Origin of the sequence: Pikeienuella sp. (assembly GCF_046290545.1) — a bacterium.
In the GTDB taxonomy this organism is placed as follows: domain Bacteria; phylum Pseudomonadota; class Alphaproteobacteria; order Rhodobacterales; family Rhodobacteraceae; genus Pikeienuella.
The window spans coordinates 727,916-741,256 of the sequence record NZ_JBKAGV010000017.1; the positions used below are offsets into that span (position 1 = coordinate 727,916).

Here is a 13,341-nt window from a genome sequence, read left to right on the forward strand (position 1 = left end):
TAGTGGAGCGCCGTCGCCCCGTCCATGCTCACCGGAGGTTGACGCGAAGCGCCGCGGCCGCGGCGAAGGGCGAGGCGGCGAGGGCGACCAGCGTCACTGCGCCAGATAGCGCCAGCGCGGGCCAGGGGTCGAGCCCCGTCCCCGCCCGCTCCACCGCCCGTGCGCCGAGGATCATCGTCGGCAGGTAGAGCGGCAGGACGAGGAGCGAGAGAAGAAGCCCCCCGCGCCGCACCCCCACCGTCAGCGCCGCCCCCGCCGCCCCGACGAGGGAGAGCGCAGGCGTGCCGATGAGGAGCGAGAGGATCAGCGACGGCCAGGCCGCGGGCGCCAGGTCCAGCGTCAGCGCGAGGAGGGGGGAGAGCGCGACGAGCGGCGCCCCCGTCGTCAGCCAGTGCGCCGCCGCCTTCGCCAGCACGGAAAGCTCCAGCGGCGGCGGGGCGAGGAGGATGAGGTCGAGCGACCCGTCCTCGAAATCCGCCTGGAAGAGCCGGTCGAGCGAGAGGAGGCAGGCGAGGAGGGCGGAGACCCAGATCACCCCGCCCGCGACGCGACCCAAAGCCTCCGTCCCGCCGATCCCGATCGGGATGAGGAAGCCCGCGATGGCGAAGAAGCCGAGCGCCATAAGCCCGCCGCCGCCGAGCCGGAAGGCGAGCGCGAGGTCGCGGAGGAGGAGCGCTTTCACGTCCAGGTCCCGGAGAGGAACGGGTCCGCCGCCGCGGCGGCCGCGGCGCGGGGCGGCTCGATGCGGATTTCCGGGCCGGGAGGCAGGCCGAGCGCGACATGCGTCGCGGCAAGCGCGATCCCGCCCGCCGCGCAATGCTCGGCCACGAGTTCGGCGAAGATCGCGACGGAACCCACGTCTAGCGAGACGGTCGGCTCATCGAGCAGCCAGAGCCGCCGCTTCGTCACCATGAGCCGCGCGAGGCCGAGCCGGCGCTTCCGGCCGGCGGAGAGCCAGCCCGCCGGCTCCTCCGCCGCCTCCGCGAGCCCGAACCGCTCCAGCGCATCCTCAACGCCGCCGCCGCCATAGATCGCGGCCCAGCCGGCGAGATTGGCCCGTGTGGAAAGCGCGGGCTTCACCGCGTCGAGATGGCCGGCATAGGCCGCCTCATCCGCCGGCGCCTCCGCGCCTTCGAGGATTACGCGCCCCGCGGAGAGCGGAACGAGCCCGGCGACGGCGCGAAGGAGCGTGGACTTTCCGGCGCCGTTCGGCCCCGTCACGACCGCCGCCTCGCCGGGTGCGACGCGGAAATCCGGCGCCGCGAGCGCGAGCCGCCCGCCCCGCTCCACCTTCACGCCTTCCGCGACCAGCGCCATGCGCCCCCCGTCCTCCGTCGCAGACCGCTATAGCGGCTCGCGGCGCCGCCGCCAATTGACGGCGCCGCGACCTTATTGTATCCCGTTGCATACATCACAAGGGGCCGTGCATCCCGTCACGCAGCCTTGTTGCGCGACTCGTCATCTTCGGTGATGAAATGTCGCAAGCAAGAACAGCGGCGGACCAAGGGGGCCGCCCCGACAAGCCGAAGCCAAGCCCGAAGCCAGGAGGCCAGCATGACCGTCATCGTCGGCAAGGACACCGCGAAAACAAGGCGGGAATTGTCCGCCGGGGGCGCGACCGTCGCCTATTACTCGATCCCGGCGGCCGAGGAGGCCGGGCTCGGCGACTTCTCGAAGCTGCCCGCCGCGCTGAAGGTCGTGCTGGAGAACATGCTCCGTTTCGAGGATGGCGGCCGCACCGTTTCGGTGGAGGACATCAGGGCCTTTTCCGAATGGGCGAAGCTCGGCGGGAACAACCCGCGGGAGATCGCCTATCGCCCCGCCCGCGTGCTGATGCAGGACTTCACGGGCGTCCCCGCCGTTGTGGACCTTGCCGCGATGCGGGACGGGATCGTGGCGCTCGGCGGCGACCCGAAGAAGATCAACCCGCTCAACCCGGTCGACCTCGTGATCGACCACAGCGTGATGATCGACGAGTTCGGCAACCCGCGCGCCTTCCAGATGAACGTGGACCGGGAATACGAGCGCAACATGGAGCGCTATGTCTTCCTGAAATGGGGCCAGACCGCGTTCGACAATTTCCGCGTTGTCCCGCCGGGAACGGGCATTTGCCACCAGGTCAATCTCGAATACCTCGCCCAGGCCGTCTGGACCGACAAGGACCAGGACGGGAAGATGGTCGCCTATCCCGACACGCTGGTGGGCACGGACAGCCACACGACGATGGTCAACGGCCTCGCCGTGCTCGGCTGGGGCGTCGGCGGGATCGAGGCGGAGGCGGCGATGCTCGGCCAGCCCGTCTCAATGCTCATCCCCGAAGTCGTCGGCTTCCGCCTCTCCGGCGAGATGAAGGAGGGCACGACGGCGACCGACCTCGTCCTCAAGGTCGTGCAGATGCTCCGCAAGAAGGGCGTCGTCGGCAAGTTCGTCGAATTCTACGGGCCGGGGCTCGACAACCTGCCGCTCGCAGACCGGGCGACCATCGCCAACATGGCGCCGGAATACGGCGCGACCTGCGGCTTCTTCCCCGTTGATGAGGAGACGCTCCGCTATCTCCGCGTCTCCGGCCGGGAGGAGAGCCGCATCGCCCTCGTCGAGGCCTACGCCAAGGCGAACGGCATGTGGCGCGGGCCGGATTATGCGCCCGTCTACACCGACACGCTGGAGCTCGACATGGGGGAGATCGTGCCCGCGATCTCCGGCCCGAAGCGCCCGCAGGACTTCCTGAAGCTGACCGAGGCGAAGGCCAGCTTCGCGAAGGAGATGGAGGCGAGCTTCAAGCGCCCGATGGGCGTCGAGATTCCGGTGAAGGGCGAAAGCTACACGATGTCCTCCGGCAAGGTCGTGATCGCCTCGATCACCTCCTGCACCAACACCTCCAACCCCTATGTGATGATCGGCGCCGGCCTCGTGGCCCGGAAGGCCCGCGCGCTCGGCCTGAACCGGAAGCCCTGGGTCAAGACCTCGCTCGCGCCCGGCTCCCAGGTGGTGAGCGACTATCTGGAGGCGGCGGGGCTCCAGGAGGATCTCGACGCGGTCGGGTTCAACCTCGTCGGCTATGGCTGCACGACCTGCATCGGCAATTCCGGCCCGCTCCAGCCGGAGATTTCCGCCGCGATCAACGAGGGAGACCTCGTGGCCGCCGCCGTCCTCTCCGGCAACCGCAACTTCGAGGGGCGGATCAGCCCGGACGTCCGGGCGAACTACCTCGCCTCGCCGCCGCTCGTCGTCGCCTATGCGCTGGCCGGCGACATGAACATCGACATCACGACAGAGCCGCTCGGCACGGGCTCGAACGGCCAGCCCGTCTACCTCAAGGACGTATGGCCGACGCAGAAGGAGATCGCGGAGCTGGTGGAGCGCACCGTGACGCGCGACGCCTTCATGCGGAAATACGCCGAGGTCTTCAAAGGCGACGAGAAATGGCAGGGCGTCGACACGACCGACAGCCTGACCTATGACTGGCCGGCGACCTCCACCTATGTCCAGAACCCGCCCTATTTCCGCGGCATGGGTCCGGAGAAGGGCGTGATCTCCGACATTTCCGGCGCGAAGGTGCTGGCGATCCTCGGCGACATGGTGACGACGGACCACATCTCCCCGGCGGGCTCCTTCAAGGACACGACGCCGGCCGGCCGCTACCTTGTGGAGCGTCAGGTTCCGGTGCGTGAGTTCAACTCCTACGGCTCCCGCCGCGGCAACCACGAGGTGATGATGCGTGGCACCTTCGCCAACATCCGCATCAAGAACGAGATGCTGGACGGGGTGGAGGGCGGCTACACGCTCGGGCCGGACGGCAAGCAGACCTCAATCTACGACGCCGCGATGGCCCATGCGGAGAGCGGGACGCCGCTCGTGATCTTCGGCGGCAAGGAATACGGCGCCGGCTCCTCGCGGGACTGGGCGGCGAAGGGCACCGCGCTCCTCGGCGTGAAGGCCGTGATCGCGGAGAGCTTCGAGCGAATCCACCGCTCCAACCTCGTCGGCATGGGGGTGATACCGTTCGAGTTCACCGGCGGCGATACGCGCGCCTCGCTCGGGCTGAAGGGCGACGAGACGGTCTCCATCTCCGGCCTTTCGGGCGACCTGAAGCCGCTCTCCGAGGTCCCGGCGACCATCGCCTATGGCGACGGGAGCGTGAAGACCATCATGGTCAAGTGCCGCATCGATACCGAGGTGGAGATCGAATATATCGAGAATGGCGGGGTGCTCCATTACGTGCTCCGCAATCTCGCCAAATCGGCGGCCTGATCCGGCGGGCGCGCCTTCAGGAGGAACTCTCGTGATCCGCGCGCTCGCTGTCGCTTTTCTCCTCGCCGGCCCGGCCGTGGCCGGCGGGATCGTCTCTTCGGTGGACATCGCATCGCTGGCGAAGAGCCAGGCGACCCCGCTCGGCCTCTATCTCCTGCCCCGGGACGCGCACGCCGCGCTGGCGGCCGACCCCTCCATCGTCTTCATCGACGTGCGGGACCCTGTGGAGGTCTCGTTCGTCGGCCACGCCGGGCCGATGGACGCGAACGTGCCGCTCGCCGTGGCGAGCCGCGCCTTCAACCCGAAGGCCGGCGCCTACAGGATGGAGCCGAACGCGCGCTTTGTCGCCGAAGTCGACGCGCTGATGGCGCGGGAGGGGAAGGGCAAGGGCGACCCGGTGTTCCTCATCTGCCGATCCGGCTCCCGCTCCGCCCGCGGCGTCGAGCTTCTGGCCGCCGCCGGCTACACGAATGTCTGGAACCTCGTGGAAGGCTTCGAGGGCGACGCCGACGAGAAGACCGGCGCGCGCAGCCTCAACGGCTGGCGCAACGCCGGTCTGCCCTGGGGCTACAAGCTGAACGAGGCGCAGGCCTGGTCGCCCGCCGTCGAGTGAGGCGGGCGAAGAAGGCGCTCAGCATTCCTTGCAGGTCTTGAGCCCGACGATCGCGTAGAGCGGGCAGAACTTCACGAAGGCGGTGGCGACGAAGATCGCGCCGACATAGCCCCAGGGCGCGAAGACGCCCGTCACAGCGAGGGCGATGAGCGCCGCGCCGAGCACAAGGCGGAGCATGCGGTCGGCCGAGCCGAGATTGGTTTCGAATTTCATGGCTGCTCTCCTTCTGTCTGAGCCGCCCTCTTTTCGCCCCTCTTCGCGCCCGCGTCGGTGACAAGGTCACGCAAGCCCGATCAGGCGGCAGGCCGCCCGCGCCCTTCAGCCGCGAGGATCGCGGCCGTCGCCGGCCAGGCCAGCGCGTCCGCGACCGACTTGTCGCGGCAGAACCGGTTACAATACCCGATCACCACGCCGTCGATCTTCGCCAGCGAATCGGGCGAGACGGGCTTGCCGGAATAGGGGCAGGCCTCGTTCACCGGCGCCGAGCCTTCCACCGCCCGCGCCGGCAGCGGCGCCTCGCCGGGCCCGAAGGCGCCGGTGACGGGCAGGTCCGCCACATCCTCCTCCACCACATGCGGGTTGACGACCGCCATCGCGCGCCAGCGGCGGAAGGCGGGGACGCGGTGCAGCGCCTCGATATAGGCGTCATCCTCCGGCCCGCGCGGCAGGCCGAAGGAGGCGAAGCGGGAGGCGACGGGGAGATAGAACGCGTCCGCCGCCGTGAATCGCTCGCCGAAGAGAAACGGCCCCGCGCCGCCGAACCGCCCCCGCGCCCAGGCCCAGAGCGCGCGGATTCGCGCGACATCCGCCAGCACCGCCTCGCTCGGCTCGTAGCTGGAATAGACGGCCTTGAGGTTCATCGGGCAGGCGGAGCGGAGCGCGGAGAAGCCGGAATGCATCTCCGCCGCCAGCGCCCGCGCCGCGGCCCGTGCGGCAGGCTCCGCCGGCCAGTGCCCCGCCTCGGGATGCCGCTCCGCCAGCGTTTCCGCAATGGCGAGGCTGTCCCAGACATGGAACGTTTCCGGCCCCTCCCCGATCTCCAGCGCCGGCACCGTCCGCGCCGGGGCGACGCGGGCGAGCAGCGCCTCCCATTCCGGGCTCGGCCAGTTCGCCTGCGTGACGGCGCAGGAAAGGCCGAACGGCTCGAACATCATCCAGCCGCGCAGCGACCAGCTGGAATAGGCGCGGTCCATCACAAAAAGGCGGTAGGTCATGGCTTTCTCCTTCCGGCGCAGGATAGGCGGCGCGCGGCCAGAAGGCGAATTCGGTTTCGTGATCGGCCCCATCGCCTGCGGCGAAGGCGCGCACCCGCGCAAGAATTCGCGGAAAAGGCGATCCCGCGTGCCGGAAGGGTGATCCGTTCGGCCGCCCTCTGCGTAATCCGAGCGACAACGACGAAGATCGGTCAGGGAGACGAAGCGATGGCGAAGCAGGACATGCAGACCGACGCCGCCTTCACGCGAAACGCGATGAAGGCCGAACTTCTGGATGCGGAGACCGAGCGCAACCTGGCGCTCGCCTGGCGTGACGAACGCTGCGAGCGCTCTCTGCACCGGCTGATCAACGCCTACATGCGCCTCGCCATCTCCATGGCCTCGAAATACCGCCGTTACGGCGCGCCCATGGCCGACCTGATCCAGGAGGCGGGCGTCGGCCTCCTGAAGGCGGCGGAGAAGTTTGACCCGGATCGCGGCGTCCGCTTCTCCACCTACGCCTCCTGGTGGATCAAGGCCTCGATCCAGGACTATGTGATGCGCGACTGGTCGATGGTCCGCACCGGCTCCACCTCCTCGCAGAAGGCTCTGTTCTTCAACCTCCGCCGCGTGCGCTCGAAGATCGAGCGGGAGCGCGGGCCGGCGACGGACGGGCGCATGGCGCATGAGATGCGCGTCGAGATTGCGGAAGAAGTCGGCGTGCCGCTTCGCGACGTGGAAATGATGGAGGCGAGGCTCTCCGGCTCCGACTTCTCGCTGAACGCCACGCAGGCGACCGAGGACGGCCGCGAGTGGATCGAGGCGCTCGAGGATCAGGAGCCGCTCGGAGCGGAGACGGTCGCGCGCACGTCGGATCTCTCCGCGGCCCGCGAGTGGATCGTGGACGCATTCGACGCGCTGACCGACCGGGAGCGGATGATCATCCGCCGCCGCAAGCTGGCGGACGAGCCCGACACGCTGGAGAGCCTCGGCTCCGAACTCGGTCTTTCCAAGGAACGGGTGCGCCAGCTGGAGGCGCAGGCGCTCCGCAAGATGCGCTCGCGGCTCGAGACGAAGCACGGCGAGGGGCCGGCGATGCTGGCGGGGGCGATCTGAACCAGCTCTGTCTCTGACCTTGCGCCCCGCACGCCCGGGGCGTATATGGACTTCCAGATAGCGGCGTCCTCGTTCTTAGGGGCGGGGGCCGAACCGGATACGGAGCGGGCCGCGAGGCCCGCTTTTCGTTTTCAGGAGTCCCTCTTTGGCCGACATGCTCGCCAAGGCGCCGATGGACCGGCGCATCGCCGACATCATCACGCCGAGCGTGGAATCGATGGGATTCCGCCTCGTGCGGGTGCGGCTGATGAGCGGGCGGAGCGCGACGCTCCAGATCATGGCGGAGAGGCCGGACGGCGGCATGGAGGTGGAAGACTGCGCCCAGCTCTCGCGCCGCCTTTCCGCCGTGCTGGATGTAGAGGACCCGATCGAAGGCGAGTATACGCTCGAAGTGTCCTCCCCCGGGATCGACCGGCCGCTGACGCGGCCCGAGGATTTCGAGCGCTGGGCGGGCTGGACGGCGCGGCTCGAGACCGAGGCGCTGATCGACGGGCGCAAGCGCTTCAAGGGCGAGCTGCGCGGCGTCGAGGATGGCGAGATCCTGATCGAGATCGAGCCGGACAAGGTGATCGGCCTGCAGTTCGACTGGCTTTCGGATGCGCGGCTCGTCCTGACAGACGAGCTGATCGCGGAGAGCCTGAAGGCGCGCAAGGCGCAGGGATTCGACCCGGGCGAGCTCCCCGAGGGCTTCGACGCGGTGCAAGAGGACACGGACGAGGAAGAGGACGAGGCCGCCGCCCGCAGGGACGGGCGCGGCGAGCGAGAGGACGCCTGAAATGACCAACAGCGCCGTCAGCGCCAACCGGCTTGAACTTCTCCAGATCGCGGATGCGGTCGCGCGAGAGAAGCTGATCGACCCCGACCTCGTCATCGAGGCGATGGAGGACAGCCTCGGCAAGGCCGCCCGTTCCCGTTACGGCGCCGAACTCGACATCCGCGCGCATATCGACCGCAAGACCGGCGAGATGACGATGTTCCGCGCGCGAGAGGTCGTCGAGGAAGTCGAGAATCCAGCGATCGAGATCAGCCTCGAGGATGCGCAGGCCAAGAACCCGGAGGCCGAGGTCGGCTCGATCATCACCGACCCGCTGCCGGCGATGGACTTCGGTCGCGTCGCCGCGATGACGGCGAAGCAGGTCATTGTCCAGAAGGTGCGGGATGCGGAGCGTGAGCGCACCTACAACGAGTTCAAGGACCGGGTGGGCGAGATCATCAACGGCGTCGTCCGCCGGATCGAATACGGCAACGTCATCGTCGATCTCGGCCGCGGCGAGGGCATCATCCGCCGCGACCAGCTCATCGCGCGGGAAGCCTTCCGCGTGGGGGACCGCGTTCGCTCCTTCATCCGCGAGGTGAAGGAGGATGCGCGCGGGCCGCAGATCATGCTCTCCCGCACCGCGCCGGAGTTCATGGCCGCGCTCTTCAAGATGGAGGTGCCGGAGATCTATGACGGCGTCATCGAGATCAAGGCCGTTGCGCGCGATCCGGGCTCCCGCGCCAAGATCGGCGTCATCTCCTACGATTCGGGAATTGACCCGGTCGGCGCCTGCGTCGGCATGCGCGGCTCCCGCGTTCAGGCGGTGGTGAGCGAGCTCAATGGCGAGAAGATCGACATCATCCCATGGACGGAGGACGCCGCGACCTTCCTGGTCAACGCCCTCCAGCCCGCGCAGGTCTCCAAGGTCGTGATGGACGAGGACGCCGGGCGCGTCGAGGTCGTGGTGCCGGACGAGCAGCTCAGCCTCGCCATCGGCCGCCGCGGCCAGAACGTGCGCCTTGCCTCGCAGCTCACGGGCTGGGACATCGACATCATGACGGAGCAGGAGGAATCCGAGCGCCGGCAGGCCGAGTTCGCGGAGCGGACGACGATGTTCCAGGAAGCGATGAACGTGGACGAGATGGTCGCCCAGCTCCTCGTCTCCGAGGGCTTCGCGACGCTGGAAGAGGTCGCCTTTGTCGAGCTCGAAGAGCTCGCCTCGATCGACGGCTTCGACGAGGCCACCGCGGAGGAGCTTCAGGCCCGCGCGCGGGAAAGCCTCGAGGAGCAGAACGCAAAGGCGCTGGAGGAGGCCCGCGCGCTCGGCGCCGAGGATGCGCTCATCGAGTTCGAGGGGCTTTCCCCGCCGATGGTGCTCGCCCTCGCCAAGGAGGGAATCACCTCGCTCGACGAGTTCGCGAAATGCGCGGACTGGGAGCTGGCCGGCGGATGGTCCACCATCGACGGCAAGCGGGTGAAGGACGAGGGGCTGCTCGAAGCCTTCGACGTCAGCCTCGAAGAGGCGCAGTATCTGGTGATGAATGCGCGCGTTGCGCTCGGCATCGTCAACGCCGAGGATGTGGTCTATGATGCCGCTCCCGAGGCGGAGCCGGAGCCCGCGGCGCCGGCGAAGCCGGTCTCTGCGGCGGACGCGCTCTTCGCGCGCAACTGAGCGGCGCATGACGCGGGGCGGCGCGGCGAAGGACCGGGACGGGCCGGAGCGGCGCTGCATCGCGACGGGCGAGAGCGGCGGGACAGAGCGGATGATCCGCTTCGTCCTCGATCCCGAGGGAAGGCTGACGCCGGATCTCGCCGGCCGGCTTCCGGGCCGCGGCGTCTGGCTGACGGCAGACCGCCCGCTCGTGGACCGCGCGGTGAAGAAGCGCCTGTTTTCCCGCGCCTTCCGCCAGCCGGTGGAGGCGCCGGAGGATCTGACGGACCGGCTGGAGGCGCTTGCGCTTGCGCGGGTTGTCGAGGCGCTCGGGCTCGCGCGGAAGGCGGGGCTCGCAGTCTCGGGGTTCGAGAAGGCGCGGGCGCGGCTGAAGAAGGGTCCGGTCGGCGCGCTTGTCGCGGCGTCGGATGGTGCGGAGGACGGCCGGGGCAAGCTCGCCGGCGTCGCCGCAGCGGCCGCGGAAGCGGCGCGGCGGCCCTCGCCGCCGATGGTGGACGCGCTGTCCGCCGCAGAGTTGGGCTTGGCCTTCGGCCGCGATTCGGTGGTACATGCCGTTCTCGACGAGGGTGGGGCCGCCGAGCGCGTGGTCCGGGAGGCGCGTCGGCTGGACGGACTACGCCAGCCGCGTTAAGGAGCGTCCCGGCAGAGGCGCGCGGGTTCGACGGAAACGGAATGAATCGGGCGGGGAAGGCCCCGCCCAACGATATGGATGTCTGATGCACGATAACGACGACGACAACGGCAAGGGCGGCAGGACGATCAGCCTGCGCGGCGGCGGCACGGAGACGAGCCGCGTCCGGCAGAGCTTCAGCCACGGCCGGACGAATTCGGTGGTCGTTGAGAAGAAGCGCAAGCGGATCGTCGCCCCGGCGGCGACCGTGGCGGTGAAGCCCATCGTGCCGAAGCCCCCGACGCCTCCCGCCGCTCCGGCGGGAACCCCGCCCGAGCAGCTCGCGCGCCAGCAGGCCGCGCTCCGTGAGGCAGCCGCGCGCCGCGCCGCTGATGCCGAGGCGAAGGCCGCCGCCGAGCGGGACGCCGCCAGCAAGGTCGCCGAGGCGAAGGCCGAGGTCGAGGCGAAGGCAGAACCGGCCCCTGCGGCGGCGCAAGAGCCGCCGGCGGATCGCGTCGAGCCCGCGCCCGAGGCGGCGCCCGCGCCAGAGGCCCCCGCGCCGCGCGCCGAGGCGCCCTCCACCGAACCCGAACCCGAGCCCGCTCGCCCCGCGCCGGCCCCGAGCCAGCCCGCCGCCCCGCGGCCGCAGGCCGCCGCCGCCCCGCGTCCCGCTGCGCCCGCTCCCGCCGCTCCGTCGCGCGGGCAAGAGCCGCGCCGCGCCGGCGCGGCCGCGCGCGGCCGCGGCGAGAAACCCGCGATGCTCAAGTCCCTTTCGAAAGAGGAGTATGAGCGCCGCCTCAAGGCCCTCCAGGCGGCGAAGGCCGACGAGGGCGCGCGCCGCGAGCGCGAGGCCGAGGAGACCCGCCGCCGCGAGGAGGAGCGCGAGGCGCGCCGCGCCGAGCTGGAGGAGGCCCGCCGCCGCGAGGAGGAGGAGACCATCCGCCGCGAGCGGGAAGAGGCCGAGAAAGCCGAGCGCGAAAAGGCGGAGGCTGCGGCTCGCGCCCGGCTGCAGGCGCAGCGGGCGAAGGCCGCCGAGGCCGGCCCGGCCCCCGATCCGACGGGCCCGCCCCCGGAAGGCGGCGCCGAACGCGTCACAAAGCGCCGCGGCGCCCTCGGCGTTGCAGACGAGAAGCGCGCGGCACCCGCCCGCACCCCGCGCGACGGCGGGGACCGCCGCCGGTCCGGCAAGCTGACCATCAGTCAGGCGACCGGAGACAGCGAACAGGGCCGCCAGCGCAGCCTCGCAGCGATGCGGCGCCGCCAGGAGCGCGACAAGCGCAAGGGCGGCGGCCATATGGGCGAGCGCGAGAAGGTGGTGCGGGATGTCAGAATCCCGGACATCATCACCGTTCAGGAACTCGCCAACCGCATGGCCGAGCGCGTCGCTGCCGTCATCAAGTCGCTCATGCAGATGGGCGTGATGGCCACGCAGAACCAGGCGATCGACGCCGACACGGCGGAACTCATCGTCGAGGAATTCGGCCACAAGTCGATTCGCGTCTCGGAATCCGACGTTGAGACGGTGATCGCCACCGATGACGACGATGACGAGAACAAGCAGCCCCGCGCGCCGGTCGTCACGGTCATGGGGCATGTCGATCACGGCAAGACGTCGGTGCTTGACGCCCTTAGGAAGACCAGTGTCGTCTCCGGCGAGGCGGGCGGCATCACGCAGCATATCGGCGCTTACCAGATCGAGACGGACAGCGGCCAGCGGATCACCTTCCTCGACACGCCGGGCCACGCCGCCTTCACTTCAATGCGCGCCCGCGGCGCGCAGGTGACGGACATCGTGGTGCTGGTCGTGGCGGCGGACGATGCGGTGATGCCGCAGACGGTCGAGGCGATCAATCACGCCAAGGCCGCCAACGTTCCCATGATCGTCGCGATCAACAAGATCGATCTCCCCGCGGCGAACCCGCAAAAGGTGCGAACCGATCTTCTTCAGCACAATGTCGTGGTGGAGGCCATGTCCGGCGAGGTTCTGGACGTGGAGGTCTCCGCGCTGAAGGGAATGGGTCTCGACAAGCTGCTGGACGCCATCACGCTTCAGGCCGAACTGCTTGACCTGAAGGCGAACCCCGACCGCCCGGCCGAGGGCGCGGTGATCGAGGCGCAGCTCGATGTCGGGCGCGGCCCGGTCGCCACCGTCCTCGTCCAGAAGGGCACGCTCCGCACCGGGGATGTGTTCGTGGTCGGCGAACAATGGGGCAAGGTCCGCGCGCTGGTGGACGACAAGGGCGAACGCGTGAAGGAGGCGGGCCCCTCCGTCCCCGTCGAGGTGCTCGGCCTGACCGGGACGCCGCAGGCGGGCGATGTGCTCAACGTCGTGAAGGACGAGACGGAAGCGAGAGAGATTGCGGCATATCGCCAGCGCAAGGCGAAGGAGGCGACGGGCAATATCGGCTCCGGCGTCACGCTCGACCAGCTTATGGCTCAGGCCAAGGCCAGCGAATCTGTGGCGGAACTGCCGATCCTTGTGAAAGCGGATGTGCAGGGTTCGGCCGAGGCCATCGTGCAGGCGATGGAGAAGCTCGGCAACGACGAGGTGAAGGTCAGGGTCCTTCATGCCGGCGTCGGGGCGATCACGGAAAGCGACGTGACGCTGGCGGAGGCTTCGGGCGCGCCGATCATCGGCTTCAACGTCCGCGCCAACGCCCCGGCCCGCGCCTCAGCGCAGCAGAAGGGCGTGGAGATCCGCTACTACTCGATCATCTACAACCTCGTGGACGACATAAAGGCCGCGGCCTCCGGTCTCCTCTCGGACGAGGTGCGGGAGACCTTCATCGGCTACGCGAAGATCCTCCAGGTCTTCAAGGTCACCGGCGTCGGCAAGGTCGCGGGCTGCATGGTCACCGAGGGCGTCGCCCGCCGCTCCGCCGGCGTGCGGCTGCTGCGCGACAACGTCGTGATCCACACCGGCAAGCTGAAGACCCTCAAGCGCTTCAAGGACGAGGTGCGCGAGGTGCAGGTGAGCCAGGAATGCGGCATGGCCTTCGAAAATTACGAGGATATCCGCGAAGGCGACGTGATCGAGATCTTCGAGACGGAGACGATCGAGCGCACGCTCTGATCGTCGCCGCTCGGGGCCGTAGGGCGCGGGCAAGGCCCGCGCCTTCGCGTCAGGGA

General features: G+C 69.5%; 11 protein-coding genes. 7 read left to right on the top strand and 4 right to left on the bottom strand.

Annotated features, from left to right (window positions below):
* Nucleotides 1-28: 28 nt before the first annotated feature.
* Both ccmB and ccmA read right to left on the bottom strand, forming a co-directional pair.
* Entirely contained in the window at nucleotides 29-682 is a 654-nt protein-coding gene (ccmB, locus tag ACE37J_RS19990) for a heme exporter protein CcmB (protein WP_409714881.1), read from the bottom strand.
* A complete protein-coding gene (ccmA, locus tag ACE37J_RS19995) occupies nucleotides 679-1,317 on the bottom strand; it encodes a heme ABC exporter ATP-binding protein CcmA (RefSeq protein ID WP_409714884.1) in 639 nt (212 codons plus the stop codon). The genes ccmB and ccmA overlap by 4 nt, the downstream gene beginning before the upstream one ends.
* A gap of 237 nt (nucleotides 1,318-1,554) precedes the next feature.
* On the opposite strand from ccmA, the gene acnA reads away from it, so the two are divergent.
* Both acnA and ACE37J_RS20005 read left to right on the top strand, forming a co-directional pair.
* Nucleotides 1,555-4,251, top strand: a complete 2,697-nt coding sequence (gene acnA, locus ACE37J_RS20000; RefSeq protein ID WP_409714887.1) for an aconitate hydratase AcnA — start codon at nucleotides 1,555-1,557, stop codon at nucleotides 4,249-4,251.
* A 31-nt stretch (nucleotides 4,252-4,282) separates the two neighbouring features.
* A complete protein-coding gene (locus ACE37J_RS20005; RefSeq protein WP_409714889.1) occupies nucleotides 4,283-4,864 on the top strand; it encodes a rhodanese-like domain-containing protein in 582 nt (193 codons plus the stop codon).
* 18 nt (nucleotides 4,865-4,882) lie between these two features.
* On the opposite strand, the gene ACE37J_RS20010 is transcribed toward ACE37J_RS20005, so the two are convergent.
* Together ACE37J_RS20010 and ACE37J_RS20015 are read right to left on the bottom strand one after the other, a co-directional pair.
* Nucleotides 4,883-5,077 (bottom strand): DUF2892 domain-containing protein, encoded by a 195-nt coding sequence (locus tag ACE37J_RS20010; RefSeq protein ID WP_409714892.1) that lies wholly within the window; start codon nucleotides 5,075-5,077, stop codon nucleotides 4,883-4,885.
* 80 nt (nucleotides 5,078-5,157) lie between these two features.
* Nucleotides 5,158-6,078 carry a glutathione S-transferase gene (locus tag ACE37J_RS20015; RefSeq protein ID WP_409714895.1) on the bottom strand — a complete coding sequence of 307 codons (921 nt, stop codon included), beginning with the start codon at nucleotides 6,076-6,078 and terminating at the stop codon, nucleotides 5,158-5,160.
* Nucleotides 6,079-6,285: 207 nt separating this feature from the next.
* Here ACE37J_RS20015 and ACE37J_RS20020 point away from each other — a divergent pair, with 207 nt between their 5' ends.
* From ACE37J_RS20020 to infB, 5 genes are all read left to right on the top strand, one after another.
* Complete coding sequence (locus tag ACE37J_RS20020; protein ID WP_409714898.1) at nucleotides 6,286-7,173, top strand: RNA polymerase factor sigma-32; 888 nt, start codon at nucleotides 6,286-6,288, stop codon at nucleotides 7,171-7,173.
* Nucleotides 7,174-7,318: 145 nt separating this feature from the next.
* Nucleotides 7,319-7,948, top strand: coding sequence for a ribosome maturation factor RimP (rimP, locus tag ACE37J_RS20025; RefSeq protein WP_409714901.1), 630 nt, complete (start codon nucleotides 7,319-7,321; stop codon nucleotides 7,946-7,948).
* Between the two features lies 1 nt (nucleotide 7,949).
* A complete protein-coding gene (gene nusA / locus ACE37J_RS20030) occupies nucleotides 7,950-9,602 on the top strand; it encodes a transcription termination factor NusA (protein ID WP_409714904.1) in 1,653 nt (550 codons plus the stop codon).
* A gap of 7 nt (nucleotides 9,603-9,609) precedes the next feature.
* Complete coding sequence (locus tag ACE37J_RS20035; RefSeq protein ID WP_409714907.1) at nucleotides 9,610-10,233, top strand: RNA-binding protein; 624 nt, start codon at nucleotides 9,610-9,612, stop codon at nucleotides 10,231-10,233.
* An 85-nt stretch (nucleotides 10,234-10,318) separates the two neighbouring features.
* Complete coding sequence (gene infB, locus ACE37J_RS20040; RefSeq protein ID WP_409714910.1) at nucleotides 10,319-13,285, top strand: translation initiation factor IF-2; 2,967 nt, start codon at nucleotides 10,319-10,321, stop codon at nucleotides 13,283-13,285.
* Nucleotides 13,286-13,341 lie beyond the last annotated feature (56 nt).

What these genes read in the sequence shown, in the direction of transcription:
- ccmA (WP_409714884.1), bottom strand. Translation starts at nt 1,317, where the DNA reads ATGGCGCTGGTCGCGGAAGGCGTGAAGGTGGAGCGGGGCGGGCGGCTC.
- ACE37J_RS20035 (WP_409714907.1), top strand. Translation starts at nt 9,610, where the DNA reads ATGACGCGGGGCGGCGCGGCGAAGGACCGGGACGGGCCGGAGCGGCGC.
- ACE37J_RS20010 (WP_409714892.1), bottom strand. Translation starts at nt 5,077, where the DNA reads ATGAAATTCGAAACCAATCTCGGCTCGGCCGACCGCATGCTCCGCCTT.
- ACE37J_RS20015 (WP_409714895.1), bottom strand. Translation starts at nt 6,078, where the DNA reads ATGACCTACCGCCTTTTTGTGATGGACCGCGCCTATTCCAGCTGGTCG.
- ACE37J_RS20020 (WP_409714898.1), top strand. Translation starts at nt 6,286, where the DNA reads ATGGCGAAGCAGGACATGCAGACCGACGCCGCCTTCACGCGAAACGCG.
- acnA (WP_409714887.1), top strand. Translation starts at nt 1,555, where the DNA reads ATGACCGTCATCGTCGGCAAGGACACCGCGAAAACAAGGCGGGAATTG.
- infB (WP_409714910.1), top strand. Translation starts at nt 10,319, where the DNA reads ATGCACGATAACGACGACGACAACGGCAAGGGCGGCAGGACGATCAGC.
- nusA (WP_409714904.1), top strand. Translation starts at nt 7,950, where the DNA reads ATGACCAACAGCGCCGTCAGCGCCAACCGGCTTGAACTTCTCCAGATC.